At 60.9% G+C, this 19,513-nt stretch carries 14 protein-coding genes; 13 read left to right on the top strand and 1 reads right to left on the bottom strand.

Translation table 11 applies throughout. From position 1 onward, the window contains the following. The 10 genes from RLW41_RS09680 to RLW41_RS09635 are packed head-to-tail and all read left to right on the top strand — an operon-like array spanning position 1 to position 13,937. Positions 1–420: a hypothetical protein gene (locus RLW41_RS09680; protein ID WP_414464358.1), complete on the top strand. Its 420-nt coding sequence runs from the start codon at positions 1–3 to the stop codon at positions 418–420. Beyond that, positions 417–992: a hypothetical protein gene (locus tag RLW41_RS09675; RefSeq protein WP_414464357.1), complete on the top strand. Its 576-nt coding sequence runs from the start codon at positions 417–419 to the stop codon at positions 990–992. Before RLW41_RS09680 ends, RLW41_RS09675 begins: the two co-directional genes overlap by 4 nt. Then, positions 993–4,085, top strand: coding sequence for a hypothetical protein (locus RLW41_RS09670; RefSeq protein WP_414464356.1), 3,093 nt, complete (start codon positions 993–995; stop codon positions 4,083–4,085). Continuing rightward, positions 4,082–6,181 (top strand): hypothetical protein, encoded by a 2,100-nt coding sequence (locus RLW41_RS09665; protein ID WP_414464355.1) that lies wholly within the window; start codon positions 4,082–4,084, stop codon positions 6,179–6,181. Before RLW41_RS09670 ends, RLW41_RS09665 begins: the two co-directional genes overlap by 4 nt. Then, complete coding sequence (locus RLW41_RS09660; RefSeq protein ID WP_414464354.1) at positions 6,178–8,619, top strand: hypothetical protein; 2,442 nt, start codon at positions 6,178–6,180, stop codon at positions 8,617–8,619. The genes RLW41_RS09665 and RLW41_RS09660 overlap by 4 nt, the downstream gene beginning before the upstream one ends. Positions 8,620–8,664: 45 nt before the next feature. Beyond that, positions 8,665–10,104 (top strand): hypothetical protein, encoded by a 1,440-nt coding sequence (locus tag RLW41_RS09655; RefSeq protein ID WP_414464353.1) that lies wholly within the window; start codon positions 8,665–8,667, stop codon positions 10,102–10,104. Then, complete coding sequence (locus tag RLW41_RS09650) at positions 10,104–12,266, top strand: IPT/TIG domain-containing protein (protein WP_414464352.1); 2,163 nt, start codon at positions 10,104–10,106, stop codon at positions 12,264–12,266. Before RLW41_RS09655 ends, RLW41_RS09650 begins: the two co-directional genes overlap by 1 nt. A 34-nt stretch (positions 12,267–12,300) precedes the next feature. Then, on the top strand, positions 12,301–13,209 hold the full coding sequence (locus RLW41_RS09645) for a hypothetical protein (RefSeq protein ID WP_414464351.1): 909 nt from the start codon (positions 12,301–12,303) through the stop codon (positions 13,207–13,209). Further along, positions 13,206–13,646 carry a hypothetical protein gene (locus RLW41_RS09640; protein WP_414464350.1) on the top strand — a complete coding sequence of 147 codons (441 nt, stop codon included), beginning with the start codon at positions 13,206–13,208 and terminating at the stop codon, positions 13,644–13,646. The genes RLW41_RS09645 and RLW41_RS09640 overlap by 4 nt, the downstream gene beginning before the upstream one ends. Positions 13,647–13,673: 27 nt before the next feature. Beyond that, on the top strand, positions 13,674–13,937 hold the full coding sequence (locus tag RLW41_RS09635) for a hypothetical protein (protein WP_414464349.1): 264 nt from the start codon (positions 13,674–13,676) through the stop codon (positions 13,935–13,937). 36 nt (positions 13,938–13,973) lie between these two features. Here RLW41_RS09635 and RLW41_RS09630 read toward each other — a convergent pair whose 3' ends face one another. Further along, entirely contained in the window at positions 13,974–15,278 is a 1,305-nt protein-coding gene (locus RLW41_RS09630; protein WP_414464348.1) for a tyrosine-type recombinase/integrase, read from the bottom strand. 282 nt (positions 15,279–15,560) lie between these two features. Between RLW41_RS09630 and dnaK the strand changes: the two genes are divergently transcribed. The 3 genes from dnaK to RLW41_RS09615 all read left to right on the top strand — a co-directional run bounded on the left by dnaK (position 15,561) and on the right by RLW41_RS09615 (position 19,506). After that, positions 15,561–17,489 carry a molecular chaperone DnaK gene (gene dnaK / locus RLW41_RS09625; RefSeq protein ID WP_414464347.1) on the top strand — a complete coding sequence of 643 codons (1,929 nt, stop codon included), beginning with the start codon at positions 15,561–15,563 and terminating at the stop codon, positions 17,487–17,489. 156 nt (positions 17,490–17,645) lie between these two features. Beyond that, a complete protein-coding gene (gene dnaJ, locus RLW41_RS09620) occupies positions 17,646–18,794 on the top strand; it encodes a molecular chaperone DnaJ (RefSeq protein WP_414464346.1) in 1,149 nt (382 codons plus the stop codon). A gap of 112 nt (positions 18,795–18,906) precedes the next feature. Beyond that, on the top strand, positions 18,907–19,506 hold the full coding sequence (locus tag RLW41_RS09615) for an NADPH-dependent FMN reductase (protein WP_414464345.1): 600 nt from the start codon (positions 18,907–18,909) through the stop codon (positions 19,504–19,506). The last annotated feature ends 7 nt before the right edge of the window (positions 19,507–19,513 follow it).

Here is a 19,513-nt window from a genome sequence, read left to right as displayed (position 1 = left end):
ATGCGCATACTCCCTTTTACCCGCGCGCATTTAGAGAATTTCGAGCCGCTGATACCGGGCCTGTTTGATGTGCCCGAGTACCACATCTTGTCGCTCGAAAATGCATACTCGTTTTCGCTCTTTCATGACGACGGCCGAATAATCGCTATTGGCGGCCTCGCGGACAATTGGCCCGGCCGGCGCACCGCTTGGTTCGCCATGTCGAAGCACTCCGGCAGGCACATGACGGCGATAACGCGCGCTACGCGCAACGTCCTGGCGCGGGTGCCCTCGGGCGAGCGCGTCGAGGCGACGACGTGCAAGGGCTTCGCCGCAGGGTACAGATGGCTCGAAATGCTCGGCTTTGAAAAAGAGGCCGAGTGCATGAAAGCCTACACGCCGGGGCAGGACCACGCACTATTCGCGATGGTGGCGCCATGATCGACGCAAACACAGGGCTGCGCATACCGTCGTTTTTGCAGGGGGTGGCCTTCGACCCCGTAACCCTGACGGTGCTTGCTGTCGGCGGCGCGCTGCTCGGCGGCGCCGTGCAAGCTGTCGGCGCTATTCAGCAGGGGCAGGCGCAGGCGAAGGCTGACAATTACAACGCAGCGGTCGCCGACCAGAACGCCGAAATTGCACGCAGGAACGCAAGCGCGGTCCGCGATCAGACCAATTCCGACGTGGTCACACAGGCTCGTGAGCAGCGTAAGCAGCTCGGTCTTGTGCGCGCGACTTACGGCGCTAACGGCCTTGATTTCTCCGGCACCGCGCTTGACGTGTTCGAAGAACAATCGCTCTCGGCGAATTACGATCTGCACCTCACGCAGTACAAGGGCAACCTGCGCGCGATCGACTACGAGCAGCAGGCCGTCGGCTTCAATGACAGCGCGAACTTATCCCGCATGTCGGCGAGCGCCGCGACAAGCGCCGGGTATATCGGCGCAGCGTCGGCTGCGATAGGTGGCGTCACGTCTGCCGCAACAACTCGTCTTCGTTTATCGGGGCTATAAATGCCGAAGATCAGGGACTATTCGGTTAGTCAGTCTGCGCAGTCAAATCTGCCGGGGTATAATAACGCCCGCGCAAATGCTGACGATTTCGGAGCGCAGATCGGTGGCGCTTTGCAAGGGCTCGGCGGAAGCGTGCAAAAAGCAGCCTCGCTCGCCGCCGACCAAGCGGCGCGGGCTAACGGCGTAGACACCGACCTGCGACTAGCGAAGCTGCACCAAGCCGCGACGCTAGATTATTTCGATGCGCAGACAAAGGCCGCACCGGGCGCGGATGGATTTACGAGCACGGTAAGCCGGCGTTTCGACGACACCGCCGACAAGATTTTCGCCGATGCAGACCCCGCTGTCCGTGAAGCTGCGCGGGGCAAAATCGCTGCATTGAAAACGCAATTCTTCGATCAAGCGGCCGGGTTCGAAGCATCGTCGCGGGCGAAGAAAGTTCGCACCGATGCGCAGCAGACGCTTGACACGTTGCAGAACACCGTTGCGCTCGATCCGAAGACATACGAAAGCGCCGTGCAGAACGGGGTGTCGCTTATCGACAAGCTGGCGCCCGTCGGGTCTGCGCCGGGGTTGCCGTCCGACATTCGCGACGAATTCAAGCGCGAGTTCGTGCAGAAGACGACCAATGATTATTTTGAGGGGCGTATCCGCGCTTCAAAGACGGCGGCGGACGTCGACGGCGTACTAACCGAAATGGCCGGCGATAAGTTCAAATCTCGCATAGACCCTAAAGACCTCGACACGCTTATGAGCCGAGCGCGCACCACGAAAAGCGCGATAGGTGAGCAGGCCAACGCCGCCGCACGATCGACGGTAGACAGCTTAAAATCGCGCTTGGAAGCGGGCGACCGTATCGACCCCGCAGAGCTATCGAACGCCGACAAGGTGGTAGAAGGGGCTGCAAACCCGACTATTCAAAACGAATGGCGCTCGCTCCGCGCTAGGCAGAAGGCGCTTACGACAGCGCGTGCTCTGCCGAAAGGCGCCGTGGATGACGCGCTTGCGCAAGAGGCCGGTTTGCCCGGCCGTAGCGGTTCGCCGAATTATCCCGGTCTGCCCGCGGAGTTGAACCAATCCGTCAACCTCGTGACGCAGGCGACGGGCGGCGCTATCTCGCCCGACTATGCTGCGCGCACGATGATACGTGAGAGCGGCGGCGAAATCGCGAAGCTGCGCCGAGGTAAGCCTGAGTTTACGCCCGAGCTGCCCGACACGCGCCCGGCCGTGCGCGACGCGGCTGCGGTGGCAGGCGAGATATTCGGTGCGAAGCTCGCGGCCAAGTCGGCGGCCGGCGATGCGCTCGATATCGACGTTTCGAATATGAAGCCCGAGGACAAAGGCCGTCTCGCTGACGCGCTCGTGCAGGCGGGCTTTACCGGCTTCGCAGAGTATGACGACCATCTGCACGTCGATTTCCGCAAAGCGGTTCCGGGGTCGTTTAACTCCACGGATCAATTCGGCGGGTGGACGCGCCTAAGCCCCGAAGTCATGAATACGCTTTTGAAGCGCGGTTTCAAGGCGGGGCAGGCATCGGAACGCATCGACCGGAACGGCGCCGACGGAAAGCCCGCGAAGACTGGCGGCTTGAATTTCGATTTCGCCAACCCGACGTCGACGGCACGCGGACCGTACCAATTCACCGAGCAAACGTGGTTGGATACGCTAGCGGGCACGGCGAAAAAGTACGGCATCGACATAGCAGGACAGAACCGCCAAGCGCTGCTCGCCATGCGCTCCGACCCGAAAGTTGCAGCGCTCGTGTTCGCCGATTTCACGATGGCGAACAAAAAGTCTTTGACCGCAGCGCTTGGCCGCGAGCCTAACGACGCCGAGCTTTACATGGCGCACTTTCTCGGCTCGGGCGGCGCTATCGGTTTCATTCGAGCCTTTCAGCAGCAGCCGAACGCAGCCGCCGCGGACGTGGTCACGCCGCAAGCGCTGGCGTCCAATAAGTCCGTTTTCTTCAACAAAGACGGCTCGCCAAAAACCGTGTCCGACGTTTATTACGACATAACCGGCAGCTTCAACAATGGCGTCGATCAGCTCGCCCGCGAGCGCGTAAAGGCGCTCCATACCGTGTCTGACGAAATGGCGGGGCTCGCGAAAGAGCACGGCGACCCGATGACATACGCTGCGAACAATGGCGCGTTGCAGCCTGCGGCGCTCAATGACGCGCAGGGCTTCGCAGCGCGCGGGCAGCAAGCCCTCGGGCTCGAAGACTATTACAAACTGCCGTACCCGAAGCCGCTCACAAACGACGAAGTGGCGAGCTACAAAAAGCGCATTGAGGAAGGCTCGGTAGACGACGCTGTTGCTGCGCTCAAAGAGCTTGGGCAGTTTGGCGGCCGAGCAACCGAGGGCGCAGCGCGTCAGATTGGTGAGCAAAGCGAGCTTTCCGCGCACCTCGCCGGGCTGTTCTCGCAAGGCGGCGCCGAGGCGCAAGTTGCCGAGGACATTATCCGCGGGCAGCGGCGGATTACGCAGGATAGAGGCGCAAAGGATTGGCTCGGAAGCAACGAAAGCGGCGGCACGCAGCGCGTATTCGATAACGCGGTGGGCTCCGCTCTCGACGGCGCCGACCCGAAAACCCGCGCAGCAATGAAGGCCGCAGCCGACGCGTATTACGTGCAGAAGTTTTCGACGCGCGACGGCACCCGCGACGATACGAAATACGCCGAGGCCGTCAACGCCACACTCGGCGGGCGCTTAGGCGTGGTCAATAACGCCCCGACGGTTTTGCCGAAAGGCGTTACGTCTGCTCAGATGGATGACGCAATTGACGGCTTGACGCAAACCGACCTTGTCGGGCTGTCGGTGTCGGGCGACGCACCCGTTGACGCTTTCGACCGTCAAGTTTCCCCACATGCTATCTCGGTCGAGGGAAAATTCGTGCATGTCGGCGGCAACCAATACGAGGTGATGCTTTCCGACAATAAGTTCCTCGGCATCGAACGCGTGGACGGCAACGGCTTGCCGCTGCGCTACCGCATCAAGCTCGACGCGAAGGCCGTTGCCGAACTTGCTTCGCGCGGCGCAGCGTTGACACGAGCCCCGCAACGGTTCGCGCCGAGGGGGAACCCGACGCCATGAGCGGTTTTGTAGACGCGACACCGCAGAACGGCGACGGCGATCTGTCGGGCGGGGAAAGCCGGGGCTTCGCTGAAAGCTTTAGCGATGCGTATAACGCGACATATAAGGCCGCATCGCAGCTCGGCCTAGACGCAGAATACGACCGCGTGTCTGGCGACCAAGAGCGCCGCGTTTTCGAGCGCACGGGCAAGTATCTGCCGGAGTTGCCGCTAGAAAGTTTTGCGGGCAACAGCGGAACAAACATCGCGCGATTTTACTCCGATGGCGGCACGCAAGAGCAAGCCGACGCGCTGACGAAGTATGACGGCGAAATCGACAAGGTGCGCAAAGAGCACCCGGATTTAAACCTAAAAAACTCCCGCGAAATGTGGGATCAGATTAGGGATGAAGCGCGGGCCGCAGAAGAAAAAGACGCGCAACCGCGTTCCTTCGGCGGCGCCGTTGGCGGATTTCTTGGCGGTGCCGCCGCGCAGTTTAACCCCATAGTGAACCCCGTCAACGCCGTCACGGCAGGGCTCGGCGGCGTAGGCAAAACCATCGTCGGCCGGGTCGCGTCCGAGGCAGGTTTGCAAGGCGGCATTCAGGCCGTCGACGAATTGACAGGCGTAGCAGAAACACGTCGCCTGCTCGGTCTTGAGGATGGTCTATCGGGTTCGCTCGGCCGTATCGCGTCGGCGGCTGGCGGTGGCGCGTTGTTGCGTGGCGCCACCGAAGCATTGGGCGCAGGTTTCCGCCGTCTTCTCGGCTCGCCCGCCGACGATGTGCCAAGCGCGCCCGGAACGCCCGAGGCACCGACGCCAGACGCCGCAGCGCAGACCGCTGACGCACTCGGCACAAATGGCGCTTTATTTAAAGATTACGCCGATTTCGAAGCGCAGTTAAGCGCCTCCGTAAAAGAGGACGCGCAGCGGCTTAACGGCATCGTTTCGGATGCTGCGCCGTTCGGCCGTTCTCGTTTGGCGACGGCGCGGCACGCAAGCGATTTAGATAATATCGAGCGGCAGCTAAACGACTTCAACCACGATGGGCCGTGGACGCTCAACAACACCGCGGCGCATTTCGAAGACCCGGTAAATTCCGAGATAGTTCTGCCGCATTGGGCTCGGCCCGCCGAGGAAGCTATCCCGATGCTCGCCCGGCAGGTCGACCCGGAGCTTTACGCGCAGATCGACAAGCTCGACGCGATGGTGGCCGAAGAACGCGCGAAGCTGGGCGAGACGCAGAAGGCGCGGAGCGCGTTGCCAATCGCGGACGTCGACGCAGCATTGGCGAAAGCTGATGATTTAGAGGTGAAGATCGCGGACCAACAGGCGCGTCTCGCGACAATGACGAACCCGAAAGCACGTAAGCTCGCGCAGAAGACCATCGCCGACTTAGAGCGCCAGCAGCGGGAAATCATCAAGGGGCTCGGGCCGCATGCGGATACGGTCATTGACGTTGAAGCTCGGGCGAGCAGCGCGTCTAATAAGCTGTTGGAATTGGAGCACGACCGCCGAGCCCTTATCCCGCTACAGAAGCGCGCCGAAGATATCGCCGTTGAGAGATACCTTACAGAGCGGCCCGCCCGCGAAAATTTCAACGCGATGGTCAAGCTACTCCGCTCGGATTTGCGCTTGCCGGAGCGACAAGAAATCCCCGAACTTTCGCAAACGCGCCGCCCGAGCGAAAAGGCTACGAAAGCGGAAGGCGGGGGCGATGATACGCCGCCAGGAAAACCGCAGCGGCCGGCCACAACATCGGGGCCGAAAGGCAAAGAAACCGCAGGCGAGGCGAAGGACCAAGCCGACGAGTTTTTGCAAGACCTGACACGGCAGAACGCCACGAACGACAAAGAGGTGCAAGGCGCCTTTGACGCCGTGCGCGCAGTGCGCGAAGCCGAGACGCCACCAAAAGAAGGCGAGCAGCCGCCGAAGCCAATAACCGAAATATATCTCGGCGATAGGCGTTACGGCCTCGACGACGAAATACCCGTCGACGTCATACGCAACGAGGCCGGCGAAGTCACCGGCACGAAGACGATGACCGTTCGGCAAATCCTAGAAGAAATGGGCGACGATGCCGACATGCTCGCCGCGATGCGGAGTTGTTCGTTATGAGCTTTACCGCCTGCATAGACCGCGCGCTAAAGGCCAAGAAAATTACGGGCCAGAAGGCGAAGGAAGTCAAAGAGCGTTTCGACAATCTGTACGCCGAATACACCAAGGGAGGCATGTCCGGACCCGACGCCGAGGTGCGCGCCAGCCGACAAGCCATAATCATCGCCGACGCCGAAGTCACGTATCGCACGCGCGGCAAAATGAAAGATATGGAGTTGGCGTTAAACTATCAGGATGGTCTTAGATCATTCAACGGTGGCAAGGGCCAAAAGTTCGGCATCGCAGCGCAGTCGTTTATCGAGAAAGATGCGCGCGGCTCCACGGGCAACTACGTCGCGCGGCGGGATAAGTATCGCGGCATGTTCCATGCGATTATGGACGAAGCGATAGAGAAGTATTCGCCGAAAATCGCAGGCATCTATCGCCCGGTTAAGGGCCTCGAAAATATCATTCGCGAGTTGTTCGGCGAAGATACTAAGGACATGTCCGCGAAGGCAATTGCCGCCGCTTGGACTAAGGCAACAGATACCGGCGTCGAGCTATGGAACCATCACGGCGGCGCGCTTCTGCGCCGTCTCGATTGGCGAGTGCCGCAGCAGCAGTCACGCGTGAAGCTCGCCAAGATCGGCGAGGACGCGTGGGTTAAAGATCATATGTCTTGGATGGATTGGAGCAAGGTGCGCCGGTCCGACGCGTCTCTTGTGCCGGAAGCCGATCGCGAGAAAGTGCTACGTGACGTTTATAAAACCTTGAAGACCGACGGCAAATGGAAAGCGCCGGGTACGGTTGGCGCAACGGCCACCGGCAATCTGTTAGAGGCGAGCCGCTTTCTCGTTTTTAAAGACGCTGCGTCGTGGCTTGCGATGCATGAGAAGTACGGCGACGGCAATGTTTTTGAGGTAATGACGGGCCACCTCGACGAACGCGCGCACCAGCTCGCCTTGCTCGAAACCTTTGGACGTAGTCCGGAACGCATGGCGGAAATGTTGAAGGCACAGGCGAAGAACTACGCCGCCGTTGTCGATGCCAACCACACAGGCCCCGCGAAAAATAGCGTGCTCGACAAGACTGTCGAAGACCTAAAACACTTCGACGCTATGTTCGATATCATCACGCGTAAGAACACGGTAGGCGCAGAAAACAAAGTTGCGCACGTCATGTCGGGGCTGCGAAACGTCATCACCGCGAACGTGCTCGGTTCTGCCTCTCTCGCCGCGATCCCCGGCGATTTGATGACTTCGGCGTTGGCCCGGCACGCAGAAGGATTGCCATATATCCGCGCGCTCGGCACATACTTGAAACTTCTTAACCCGCTCGACCATTCTACGCAGCGGCTAGCCCGGCAAGCGGGTTTGGTCGACGACGCAGCGACGACTATGGCTTACGCGTCGCAGCGATTTTCAGCCATCAACACATATGGCCCGGCGTGGACGAAGCGATTGAGCGACGTAACGCTAAGGCTTTCGCTCCTGACGCCGCACACGCAGGCGGCCCGGTGGGCGCACGGCTTAGAGCTTATGGGTTTCCTCCACGAGCTGCGCGGCACGAAGTTTGATGATTTGCCTATACTCGGCACGTTCCGAAAGTATGGTATCGACGCGCAAGACTGGACGGAATTTTCGCAACTCGCCCCGTGGGAACCGCAGCCCGGGTGGTCGATGCTCCGGCCCGCAGATTTGCTTGATGGCAAGATAACGCCAGCAAAACTGCGGCTCCACGACAAGTTCATGAGCATGATTGTCGACGAGGGCAAAGTTGCCGTACCCGACGCCACGGTAGGCGCGGCGGCTACCCTGAAAGGCGGCGCGGTTCCCGGCACCTTGCGCGGTGAGCTTTTGGCGTCGGGTGCGATGTTCAAGAATTTCCCCGTTACGGTTTGCCGGATGTATTCCCGCGAAGCGATGATACGCGCGACGTGGCAAGGGCGAGCCGCGTTTGTCGCCGCGCTCGGAATTGGCTTCACAATGAGCGGCGCGCTTGCAATGCAACTCGGCGAGCTTGCGAACGGGCGCGAGCCTATCGCGATGACGCGGCCGGACTTTTGGGCACGAGCAGTGCTCAAAGGCGGGGCGCTCGGCGTCTACGGCGATTTTCTATTCTCCAACGTCAACACGTTTGGCCGCGGCCTCGGCGAGCAGCTTGCGGGGCCGCTGTGGACGATCATGGACGACGTCAAAAACCTGACTATTGGGAACGTGCAAGACGCGCTCAACGACAAGCAAACGCACATCGGCGCGGACGCTTTGAAGCTCGGAGCCGAGCTAGCCCCCGGCAAATCGCTTTGGTACGCGCGGCTCGCATTCGAAAGAATGGTTGTCGAGCAGATACAGCGTAGCGTCGACCCAAAGGCTGCTTCGAAATGGCAGCGGCGGCAGACGCAACAATTTCAAAATTCGGGCAACCGCTATTGGTGGCCGCCCGGTCATACCAGCCCATAAAGAGGGCCGTTGCTTTAAGCGAATGACGATGATAGGGCGCGAATTATGACGATATCCACCACAGAGAACACGATCCCATTCGTCTTGAGCGGAACAACTGCGCCGCTCGTTTTTCCGTATCGCATTTTCAGCCTCGATCATCTTTTTGTTGAAGTGCTGAATGAAGACGGGTCTTACACACCGGCCACCGTCAACGCCGACTATACGGCGGTGCTCGCCGAAGATTTTTCTTCCGCGACGGTGACGCCACAGACGGCGTGGGCAACAGCCAACGCAGGAAAAACGGTGAGGCTTCGGCGCACAGTTCCGTTGGAGCAAACGGTAAGTCTTGTCGTCAACCAAAAGCTCGACGCGAAGAACGTCGAGCGTGCACTCGACCTCAACGTCATGCAAATGCAGCAGATGGATGAGCGGGTGAACGAAGCCGAGGCCATTACGGAAGGTCTGCGAGACGACGTTGCCGACGCGCTGTCGGTGTCAACTTCGAATGCTGCCGCGGCTGCTGCGTCTGCGGCCACCGCGGTCAACGCTGCAAACTCGGCCGCCGAAGACGCAGCCACGGTCGAGGCTTCGTTAGATGCTGCGGCGGCATCCGCCACAGCAGCAGCGGATAGTGCCGCGAGCGCGGCGGAAAGCGCGGAGAATGCCGCTGCTGCGGCGGGCGGCGGCGTCATAACTTTTAACACACGCTACGGCCTCGTCACCGCGCAGTCGGGCGACTATGACGACAGCATGATACCGAACACGAGCAGCTTGTCGGGCGCCACGGTTAAAGACGTCTTCAACGGCATCGCCAATATCGTAAACACAGCCTTGCAATATAAAGGCGGTTGGGACGCGTCATCGGGGGCATTCCCCGGCACGGCGGACGTTAAGCCGGGGTGGCAATTTAAAGTCACGGTCGACGGTGTCGTAGACGGCGTATCCTTCTCTGTTGGGGACAGCATTTACGCCGAGATTGAAGACCCATCGACGACGACATACGCGGGGAATTGGAACCGCGTTGAAGGCGAGTTAACGACCGAGGAAGTCGCGGCGGTTGAGCCTGAGTTATCGGGAGCAATTCAAAAGCCGCAGGGCGCGCAGACGACCACGTCTATCGTAGACTTAGTTATGTATATCGGGGACGGCGTTCTCGTCATAGACCCGTCAGATAATGCGGGACGGTGGACCGAACCACTAGGCTTTGATTTCGATATACTCGGCTGGTCGGTCATCGGTAAGCAGACCGGCTCAATTCAAATGCAAATCATGAAATGCGCGTTCGCTGACTTTGACGGCGGCGTTACGCACCCGAAAGACCCGGCCGACACAATTACCGCCACCGGAATTGGCTTCACGTCTGACATTAAGGCAACTTCCGCGGACCCGGCGGACTGGACCGTAACGTCCGGAACGGCTGGCGACATGCTTGCCGTGTCCGTCGATAGCGTTACGTCGATCACGCAGTGCATAGTCTCTCTTAAATTGCGAAAGAAAAGCTGATGGCAGTTGTTGTTTTAAACGCTGCCGGTACGCACAATTGGACGGTCCCCGCCGACTTCAACCCGTCTGCAAACACAATTGAGCTTATAGGCGGCGGGGGCGGCGGTGCAGGTTCAAGCGCGAACGGCGTTGCGAAATATAATGGCGGCGGGGGCGGCGGCTCGTACCGAAAGCTCGTCAACGCGAACCTTACGCCCGGCAGCGTCGTCTCATACACGGTTGGTGCAGGCGGCGCTAGCAACGCGGGCGGCGTAGGCAACGCGGGGGGCACAACGTCATTTGCGGGCCTCGTGTCCGCAGCAGGCGGCGCTGGCGGCAATAAGTATATCAATGACAGCACCCCCGGAGGGGCCGGCGGCTCGGGTGGTTCCGGAGGTAGCGTCGCATACAATGGTGGGGCCGCATCGCCGAACGCCTTCAATTCGGGCGGCGGTGGCGCGGCGGGTCCGTATGGAAACGGGGGGCAAGGCACAACAACCTCCGCGGGGCCGGGCCTTCGTTCCGGGGGCCAAGGCGACGCTGGGCACGGCGGCTTAGGCGGTGTCACAAACGGAAGTCCGAACAACGGCGCCCCCGGTAATAACGGCACTGAAATGAACGGCGGTGTCGGCGCTGGCGGCGGCGGCGCGGGAAGCAATTTGCACGCATTCTCAGGTACGGGCGGGCTATATGGTGGCGGCGGCGCGGGCGGATACGCGGGGGCCACAAACCAAGTCGGCGGCGCGGGCGCTCGTGGCGTCATTGTCATCACATACACGCCTATTCCGCCGCCCACTATCACAAAGATAACTCCGGCAAACGGCGTCCTCGCGGGGAACACGCCGGTTACCATCACTGGTACAAATTTCAATATTCTGACGTCGGTGAAGTTTGACGGCGTCGCGGCCACTAATGTCGTAAAAGTTAGCTCCACGACCATTACTTGCAAGACGCCTGCGCACGTTGCGGGCGTCGTCAACTGCACAGTCGTTACTTCGGCCGGGTCCGCGTCGAAGTCTTTCACTTACGTCAATGCTATAGGGACGCCACCGACCGTCGCCCCGGCAAAAGGTACAACGGCAGGCGGAACTTGGGTGAAGCTAACGGGCGTTGGCTTTACAGGCGTTAGTGCGGTTTCTTTTGGCGGCGTTGCCGCGGTGATATTTAATTTTGTAAGCGACACCGTTATCTGGGCGCAGACGCCAGCCGGTTCCGTCGGCCCCGTTGACGTGGCAATAACAATCCCAAGTGGGACTATTATCGGCAGCGGCATCTTTACTTACGCGCCAACGCTTGCGCGCAAGACCATCCTTCTTACCAGCACCGCGCTTACTACATGGCAAGTCCCTGCCGATTGGAACCCCAACGATAACGCGGTGCACTGCATCGGCGCGGGCGCGAGCGGCGTTTCGCGGCACGGCAACGCATCTATAGCCGTGAACGCGGCGGGTGGGGGCGCGGGCGCCTACAGCCGAAAGGCCAATCTCGCTCTTACCCCCGGCGCCACGTTACCCGTTCGAATAGGGACAGGTGGTGCGTCCCCCGTTTTGACCGGCGCATCGAATACGGGTCTGTCCGGCAATCCGGGCGGCGCGACGTGGTTTAATGGTTCTGCGCTTTCCTCGGCAGCATGTTCGGCAGATGGGGGCCTTGGCAACGTGGCGACGGCGGGGGGCCTAGGCGGGAAGTTTGCAAACTCGATTGGTGACTTCGGCCGAGATGGCGGCGACGGCGGCTCATCAACTGCAGCAAGCGGAGTTGCGGCTTGTGGCGGCGGCGGTGCCGGTGGACCTAACGCGGCGGGCGCGGCAGCAGCGAGCACGGCGACCGCCAACTCTAGGACAGACGGCGGCACATCTGACGGGACCGTACCGGGCGGCGCAAGCATAAGCAACAGTACAACGCCTGCCGGTACTGGCGCGTCGGGCTCGCAGTGGACGTCTACCGTTGGCGGCAGCACGGCAGGGTCTGGCGCGGGCGGTGGTGCAGCCATCACTGGCGTCGACACTGCGTCTATTAAGGGCGGAGACGGCGGCGCGGGCGGCGGTGGCGGCGGTGGCGCGTGCTATTGGCCAGCATCGTCATCGACGGTCACGGGGGGCAAAGGCGGCGACGGCCTAATCGTCATCAGCTACGTTCCGATACCGATAACAACGCGATTTAGGAGCTACATCTTAGGCTAGACTGCAACCCCCTCACCACAGGGAGCTACCACACATGAGCTTACCGACCACCTTTGCCGGTGCTCGCCCGTCGTTGACCGATAAGTGGTCGGCGATGGTCGTAACCGGCTTGCAAGACGAAACCGATCGGCTTGCGCGCAAGATCGTCGCGAACAAAGCGCGCTACCTCGCGGTCCAGAAAGCTACCGGCGTGCCGTGGTTTTTTATTGGCGCGTTGCACGCTCGCGAAAGTAGCTGCAATTTCAAAACGCATCTGCACAACGGCGACCCGCTCACCGGCAAGACCTTTCATGTACCCGCAGGCCGGCCGCTCGGCCGCGTTCCGAAAGGCGGCTTTACTTGGGAAGCTAGCGCGATCGACGCGCTGAAAATGAAAAAACTACAAAACGTAGTTGTGTGGTCTGTGGAGCGCATGGCGTGGCAAGGCGAAAACTATAATGGCCCCGGCTACCGCAACAAGGGCTTGCCGAGCCCCTATGTGTGGGCGGGCACCAACGCTTACGTTTCTGGCAAGTTCGTCGCCGACCATGTTTACGACGCCGACCACGTCGACACGCAGCCCGGCATTATGGTCGTCATCAAGCGCGTGAGCGAGCTAGACGCTTCGTTCGTTCTCGCGTCGGAGGGCGAAAAGAAGACGGTCGTGCAGACATTCACCTCGACGCCCGAGGTACGCGCGCAGACGCACGGTGTTATCGCGTCGCTGCTCGCGATCTTCTACGCGATCTGGAACGCAATTCTTTACGCGTTCGGTTGGCTCGGCCACGCAGCCGGCGTCCTTCCTGACGCAACGAACAGTGCACAGCAAGCCGTGTCGCAAGCCGAAACGGTCGGCTCGCTGCTACGCGTTCCGGTACCCGTCTTCGTGCTTATGCTGCTCGGGACCGGCGCCCTGATCTTCGGCCTTATCCGACTAACCCGCAAAGCACAGGTGCACGGATGATTTGGACAGCTCTTTATACCGCGTGGTCGTGGTTGCCCTGGCTTGCTGGCGGGAGCACCACGCTTCTTATTATCCTCGGTATCGCTGCGGCTGCGGGGCTCGCCCCCGCCCTCAGCATCGTCAACAAGCTGCTCGATATGGTGCAGCCCCTTGGCGTTGGCGCGAGCAACCTAATCGTCTGGTTGTTTCAGACGCTAGGTAAAGCATGCAAGGTGGCTTTCGCGAACCCGTCGGTGTTTCTGCTCTTTCTCGTTTTCGGGTTCGGCGGCGCGGTGTTCCTGCCGGAAGCGAGCCCGAAGATGATAAAGGCGAAGGCGCAAAACGAGCAGTGCAAAAAGGAAAACGCAGCACTCCGGAAGTCGTCCCGAGCTTCGCCGAAAAAGGCCCCCGTTCAAACGCGTGACGACTGGTCTTTGCCGGGATGGTTACAATGGTAGACACTCTATCGCACGGGACGCCCCGCTATGTCGCAGACGCACACCTCCGCGAGTTCGCCCGGCGTCGGCGACCGGCTGACGACGTTGGAAGCCCACGACCGCTTTCGGGCGAGAGACATTGCGGCTTTGCGGAAGGGCGCCGACACACTGCACCGCCGCATGTCGAAGCTCGAAACCCGATGGAGGAAAATGCTGACGATCCTCGCGCTGCTAGCCATGTCGGTAGTGACACACGCGACACCGATGCAGCGCCACAACATTCTGCAATTGATCGGTGCCGCGCTCGAATAGCTGCGCGGCTCCAAACTGTCGACTTGCTCGATATCGTTATCGTGGCGCTCGCGGCGTTTTGTGTGTACCCGCTGCTCGGCCCCGCACTCGGGCTAGTGATAACGCCCGCGGTCGCTGCGGTAGCTGCCGCGGTTCTCCGTTAGGCGCCGGCAGCATCAGCATAGATATTACGTCGGCGGTGGCATTCACCGCCGATTTTGCTTTGTCCTCCAACAACCATGCGTAGCCGCGCGTCGTCTTCGTGTCCGTGTGGCCGAGCAATTGCCCAAGCTGGTCTAGCGTCGTGCCGTTCGAAAGCCCGTATGATGCGAACGTGCGGCGCGCGTCTCGCAATTGTAAGTCGTCGGCGCCAATTTCCCGGCGCAGCATACGCCAGAAATCGCCGACGTTCGCCTTGCCGAAGATGCGGCCCGACGGATCGCGGGGGAGCCCGCGCAGGATATCGAGCGCGCATGCCGGCAGGAACACGACCTTATCGTCGTCAAGATATTCGTCGGTCTTATGCTCCTGTAGAACCAGCTTGTCGCCGACGAGCGCGGAGCCTTTCGCGTTGGCTACCTCGTTGACGCGGGCGCCGCAGAAAAAGAGCGTCCACACGCACGCCGCCTGCCGCTTGTATCTGTCGTCGAGGCCGTAGCGCAGCAGCAGGCGCCCGATATCGCCAAGCTCCGCTGCGCTCGCGAGCCTGCGGCGCTTTCGACGCCGATAGCGCTTCGCGCCCTTTACGGGATGGTTGGCGGGGTCTATGAACTTCCATCGCTCCGCGGCGAGCGTAAACATTTTCGAGAGGCAAGCCCGCGTGACCATCGCCATAACGGGCGCCGTGGCTTGCCCCGAACGCGCGTCTTTGCGGCCGGCCTTGCGGAATGCGGGGTCGCGGTGGAACACGCGTTCGACCAAAGCCTCGACGTCGTCAAGCGTCACGTCGAGCACCGATTTTTTGCCCAAGGCGGGCTTAATGACATTTTCCACCACCCACCGGTACTGCTTTTGTGATGACGCCTTATTGCGGACGTCGACCCACTTACTTAAATACAGGTCCGCAAGCTCGGCGACTGACGGGGCTTCCCGGTCCGATCGCCACTTAGCCTTTGGGTCGCCGCCCTGCGCGACGGTTTCGGCTAGCGCCTTGGCAGCTCTGCGGGCGCCCTCGATCGTCAATGCGGGGAACTTTCCCAAAGCGGGGCGCCGCTCGCGCCCTGACTTGGTTCTGTAGTAGAAATACCACCCGGCGCTGCCGGGGAAGCCTCGGAGGTGAAGGCCTTTAACTACGTCGTCCCACAACGTCTGCCCCGGCTTAATGTCGCGGGCAGCGGCGAGCGTCAAAATAAGAGTAGCCATGTTGGTAGCTCCGGGCGTGGTCGCAACGTGGTCGAAAGAGCGGTGGTGGTCGCGCTTTGGACGTGGATGAAATGTCAACAGCAGTGATGCAAAGTGACGCGGTTATTGGGCAAGTGCAAGTTCTGATGACAAGTTATTAACTATCGTGGACGGTATGCCACTAACCGTCGGTCACACAATTGAAATCCTGGGGACCGGTGCCTCTGACCTCTCGTTGGGGAGCACGTTGGATGCCAATAGAGGGTCCACCCGGTCTGCCGCAACTGAGAAGGATTGATGCGAATGGCAAAAGTAATCGGTATTGACCTCGGCACGACCAACTCGTGCGTCGCCGTCATGGATGGCGGCAAACCGAAAGTCCTTGAGAACTCCGAAGGCGCCAATACCACCCCGTCCATTGTTGCATTTACTGCCGACGACGAACGTCTCGTCGGTCTGCCAGCCAAGCGCCAGGCAGTCACGAACCCCACCAACACCTTTTTCGCGATCAAGCGCCTGATCGGCCGCCGCTACGACGATCCCGAGGTCACGAAGGACCAAAAGCTCGTTCCGTACAAAATCGTGAAGGGCACCAACGGCGACGCCTGGGTCGAAAGCCACGGCAAGCAGTATTCCCCGCAGCAGATCTCGGCTTTCATCCTTCAGAAGATGAAAGAAACCGCCGAAGCCAAGCTCGGCGAGAAGGTCACGCAGGCGGTCATCACCGTTCCCGCTTACTTCAACGACGCCCAGCGCCAGGCAACGAAAGACGCCGGCAAGATCGCGGGCCTTGAAGTTCTGCGCATCATCAACGAGCCGACGGCAGCCGCGCTCGCCTACGGCCTCGACAAAAAGACGGACGCCAAGACGATCGCGGTCTACGACCTCGGCGGCGGCACCTTCGACGTGTCCATTCTCGAAATCGGCGACGGTGTCTTTGAAGTGAAGTCGACGAACGGCGACACGCACTTGGGCGGCGAAGACTTCGACATGGTGCTCGTCACCTATCTCGCCGACGAGTTCAAGAAAGAGCAGGGCATTGACCTGCGCTCCGATAAGCTCGCCCTTCAGCGTCTGAAGGAAGCCGCGGAAAAGGCCAAGATCGAGCTGTCGAGCGCACCTTCGACGGAAGTCAACCTGCCGTTCATCACGGCCGACGCGACCGGTCCGAAGCATCTCACGATGAAGCTGACGCGCGCCAAGCTCGAAAGCCTCGTCGATGGCCTCATCAACCGGACCAAGGGTCCGTGCGAAAAGGCTCTGAAGGATGCTGGCCTCAAGGCTGCCGAGATCGACGAAGTCGTTCTCGTCGGCGGCATGACGCGTATGCCGAAGGTCCAGGAAGTCGTGAAACAGCTCTTCGGCAAGGAGCCGCACAAGGGCGTCAACCCGGATGAAGTCGTCGCCGTCGGCGCCGCGATCCAGGGTGGCGTTCTGCAGGGCGAGGTCAAGGACGTCCTGCTGCTCGACGTCACGCCGCTGTCGCTCGGCATCGAAACGCTGGGTGGCGTCTTTACCCGTCTGATCGACCGCAACACGACGATCCCGACGAAGAAGAGCCAGACTTTCTCGACCGCCGAAGATAGCCAGAACGCTGTCACCATCCGCGTCTTCCAGGGCGAGCGTGAAATGGCGGCCGACAACAAGATGCTCGGCCAGTTCGACCTCGTCGGCATCCCGCCGGCGCCGCGCGGCGTCCCGCAGATCGAAGTCACTTTCGATATCGACGCCAACGGCATCGTCCACGTTTCGGCGAAGGACAAGGCGACCGGCAAGGAACAGTCGATCCGCATCCAGGCCTCCGGTGGCCTCTCGGACGCCGACATCGACAAGATGGTCAAGGACGCCGAAGTCCACGCGGCCGAAGACAAGAAGCGTCGCGAGGTCGTCGAGCTTCGCAACCAGACCGAAGCCCTCGTCCACGGCACCGAGAAATCGCTCGCCGAGAACGAGTCGATCCCGGCCGTCGCCGCGATCAAGGGCGAAGTCGAAGCTGCGATCACGGCCGCCAAGGAAGCCATCGCCGGCGAAGATGCCGATGCGATCCGCTCGGCTTCAACCGCGTTGACCCAGGTCGCCATGAAGATCGGCGAAGCTGTTTACACGGCCAAGGGCGGCGCTGAAGGCATGGAAGGCGGCGCCGAAGCGTCGGCTGAAAAATCTGCCAGCGGCGACGACGTCGTCGATGCGGATTTTGAAGAAGTCAAAGACGACAAGAAGAAATCGGCTTAAAAGTCGAACTTAGATTCGCCCTTGGGTTGTCGCGGCGTTCTCGATTTTGGAACGCCGCGCCCGGCCTGAGGGCGAAAAGTTGATATAACCGCTTGTTATTGCTGCGACTTCATCGACCAGCAACTTGCCAATCAATAGGTCATAGAACAGCGCACCATGGCTAAGCGCGATTATTACGAAGTTCTGACCGTCAAGCGGTCCGCTACCGAAATCGAGATCAAGTCCGCATATCGGTCTCTCGCCAAGGAATATCACCCCGATCGCAATGCGGGCGACAAAGAAGCTGAGCGCCGCTTCAAGGAAGTCAACGAAGCCTACGAAGTTCTGAAAGACCCGCAGAAGCGCGCCGCTTATGACCAGTTCGGCCACGCCGCTTTCGAGGGCGGCATGGGTGGCCGCGGCGGCCCCGGCTTCGGACCGGATTTCGCCTCTTCGATGTCCGACATCTTCGACGATCTGTTCGGCGAATTCATGGGTGGACGACGCGGCACTCAGGGCCGCTCGCGCACAGCTCGCGAGGCAGGCGCTGACCTCCGCTACAATCTCGAAATCACGCTGTCCGAAGCCTACACCGGTAAGACCGCGCAAATTCGGGTGCCGGCCAGCGTCAAATGCGAAACGTGCTCCGGCACCGGCGCCAAACCCGGCACCAAGGCGAAGACCTGCACCACCTGCGGCGGCATGGGCAAAGTCCGCGCCAGCCAGGGCTTCTTCACGATTGAGCGCACCTGCCCACATTGCCAAGGCCGCGGCGAGATGATCGACGATCCGTGCGTTGACTGCGCCGGTTCCGGCCGCGTCCAGAAGGAACGCACGCTCTCGGTCAACATCCCGGCCGGTGTCGAAGACGGCACGCGCATTCGGCTCGCGGGCGAAGGCGAAGCCGGCCTGCGCGGCGGCGCGCCCGGCGACCTTTACATCTTCCTCTCGATCAAGCCGCACGAATTCTTCCAGCGCGACGGCGCCGACATTTTCTGCAAGGTGCCGATCTCGATGACGACGGCGGCGCTCGGCGGCCAGATCGACGTTCCGACGCTTGAAGGCACCACGACGCGGGTGAAAATCCCCGAGGGCACCGAAAGCCGCAAGCAGTTCCGTCTGCGCGGCAAGGGCATGCCCGTACTCCGCGCCAAGGTCTCGGGCGATATGTACATCGAGGTCGATGTGGAAACGCCCAAGAACCTCACGCGCAAGCAGCGCGAGCTGCTTGAAGAATTTGAGCGCGCGAGCCACAAGGAAACGAGCCCGGAAAGCGCCGGCTTCTTCTCGCGCGTGAAAGAATTCTTCGAAGGCAAGAGCGGCTGATCCTCCCTCGCTCCTGCTCGCGTTCAAGCCTTCTGCGCAGCCTTGCCAACGGTCCGAAAGCCGCTAGGGTCCGGCTCACAAAGCGCTCTCATGATCCGGACCTTCGACCCAGATGACTGACGCCCCCGCGCCTGATCCGCGCCTTCTGTTCTTCGCAGGCAGCGCCCGCCAAGCTTCGTTCAACAAGCGCGTCGCCAGACTTGGCGCCGTGATCGCCGAAGCCAACAGCATCCCGGCGACGTTCGTCGATCTCTCCGACTACCCGATGCCGCTTTACGACGGCGATCTTGAAGCCGCATCCGGCCAGCCCGAGAACGCGCACAAGCTCAAGAATCTGATGATGGCCCACACCGGCGTTTTCATCATGAGCCCAGAATACAACGCGTCCTTCACGCCGCTCTTGAAAAATACGCTCGACTGGATCAGCCACGTCCGCGACGACGGCGAGAGCCCACTCGAAGTGTTCCGCACACGCGTTTTCGCGCTTGGAGCGGCCTCGAACGGCGGCACCGGCGGTTTGCGCGGCCTCTCACAACTCCGCCTGATGCTGGAATTGGGAACCGGCGCGCTCGTTCTACCGAACCAGTTTCTACTACCCCGCGCCGCCGATGCCTTCGACGAGCACGGCCACCTGAAAAACAAAGAGCAGACCGAGCAGTTCAAGACTGTCATTCAGCGGCTCGCACGCGCCGCCCGCGTGCTGCACGGCTAGAGGAACG

Source organism: Hyphomicrobium sp. DY-1 (assembly GCF_047497105.1).
Classification (GTDB): Bacteria; Pseudomonadota; Alphaproteobacteria; order Rhizobiales; family Hyphomicrobiaceae; genus Hyphomicrobium_B.
The sequence above is the reverse complement of the archived record's forward strand: the minus strand, read 5'-3'. Positions and strand labels throughout refer to the sequence as shown.

Bases quoted from the DNA above. Each gene is read 5' to 3' on its own strand.
- RLW41_RS09645 (WP_414464351.1), top strand. From the start codon at position 12,301: ATGAGCTTACCGACCACCTTTGCCGGTGCTCGCCCGTCGTTGACCGAT.
- dnaK (WP_414464347.1), top strand. From the start codon at position 15,561: ATGGCAAAAGTAATCGGTATTGACCTCGGCACGACCAACTCGTGCGTC.
- RLW41_RS09630 (WP_414464348.1), bottom strand. From the start codon at position 15,278: ATGGCTACTCTTATTTTGACGCTCGCCGCTGCCCGCGACATTAAGCCG.
- RLW41_RS09650 (WP_414464352.1), top strand. From the start codon at position 10,104: ATGGCAGTTGTTGTTTTAAACGCTGCCGGTACGCACAATTGGACGGTC.
- RLW41_RS09655 (WP_414464353.1), top strand. From the start codon at position 8,665: ATGACGATATCCACCACAGAGAACACGATCCCATTCGTCTTGAGCGGA.
- RLW41_RS09680 (WP_414464358.1), top strand. From the start codon at position 1: ATGCGCATACTCCCTTTTACCCGCGCGCATTTAGAGAATTTCGAGCCG.
- RLW41_RS09635 (WP_414464349.1), top strand. From the start codon at position 13,674: ATGTCGCAGACGCACACCTCCGCGAGTTCGCCCGGCGTCGGCGACCGG.
- RLW41_RS09660 (WP_414464354.1), top strand. From the start codon at position 6,178: ATGAGCTTTACCGCCTGCATAGACCGCGCGCTAAAGGCCAAGAAAATT.
- RLW41_RS09665 (WP_414464355.1), top strand. From the start codon at position 4,082: ATGAGCGGTTTTGTAGACGCGACACCGCAGAACGGCGACGGCGATCTG.
- RLW41_RS09670 (WP_414464356.1), top strand. From the start codon at position 993: ATGCCGAAGATCAGGGACTATTCGGTTAGTCAGTCTGCGCAGTCAAAT.
- RLW41_RS09675 (WP_414464357.1), top strand. From the start codon at position 417: ATGATCGACGCAAACACAGGGCTGCGCATACCGTCGTTTTTGCAGGGG.
- RLW41_RS09615 (WP_414464345.1), top strand. From the start codon at position 18,907: ATGACTGACGCCCCCGCGCCTGATCCGCGCCTTCTGTTCTTCGCAGGC.
- dnaJ (WP_414464346.1), top strand. From the start codon at position 17,646: ATGGCTAAGCGCGATTATTACGAAGTTCTGACCGTCAAGCGGTCCGCT.
- RLW41_RS09640 (WP_414464350.1), top strand. From the start codon at position 13,206: ATGATTTGGACAGCTCTTTATACCGCGTGGTCGTGGTTGCCCTGGCTT.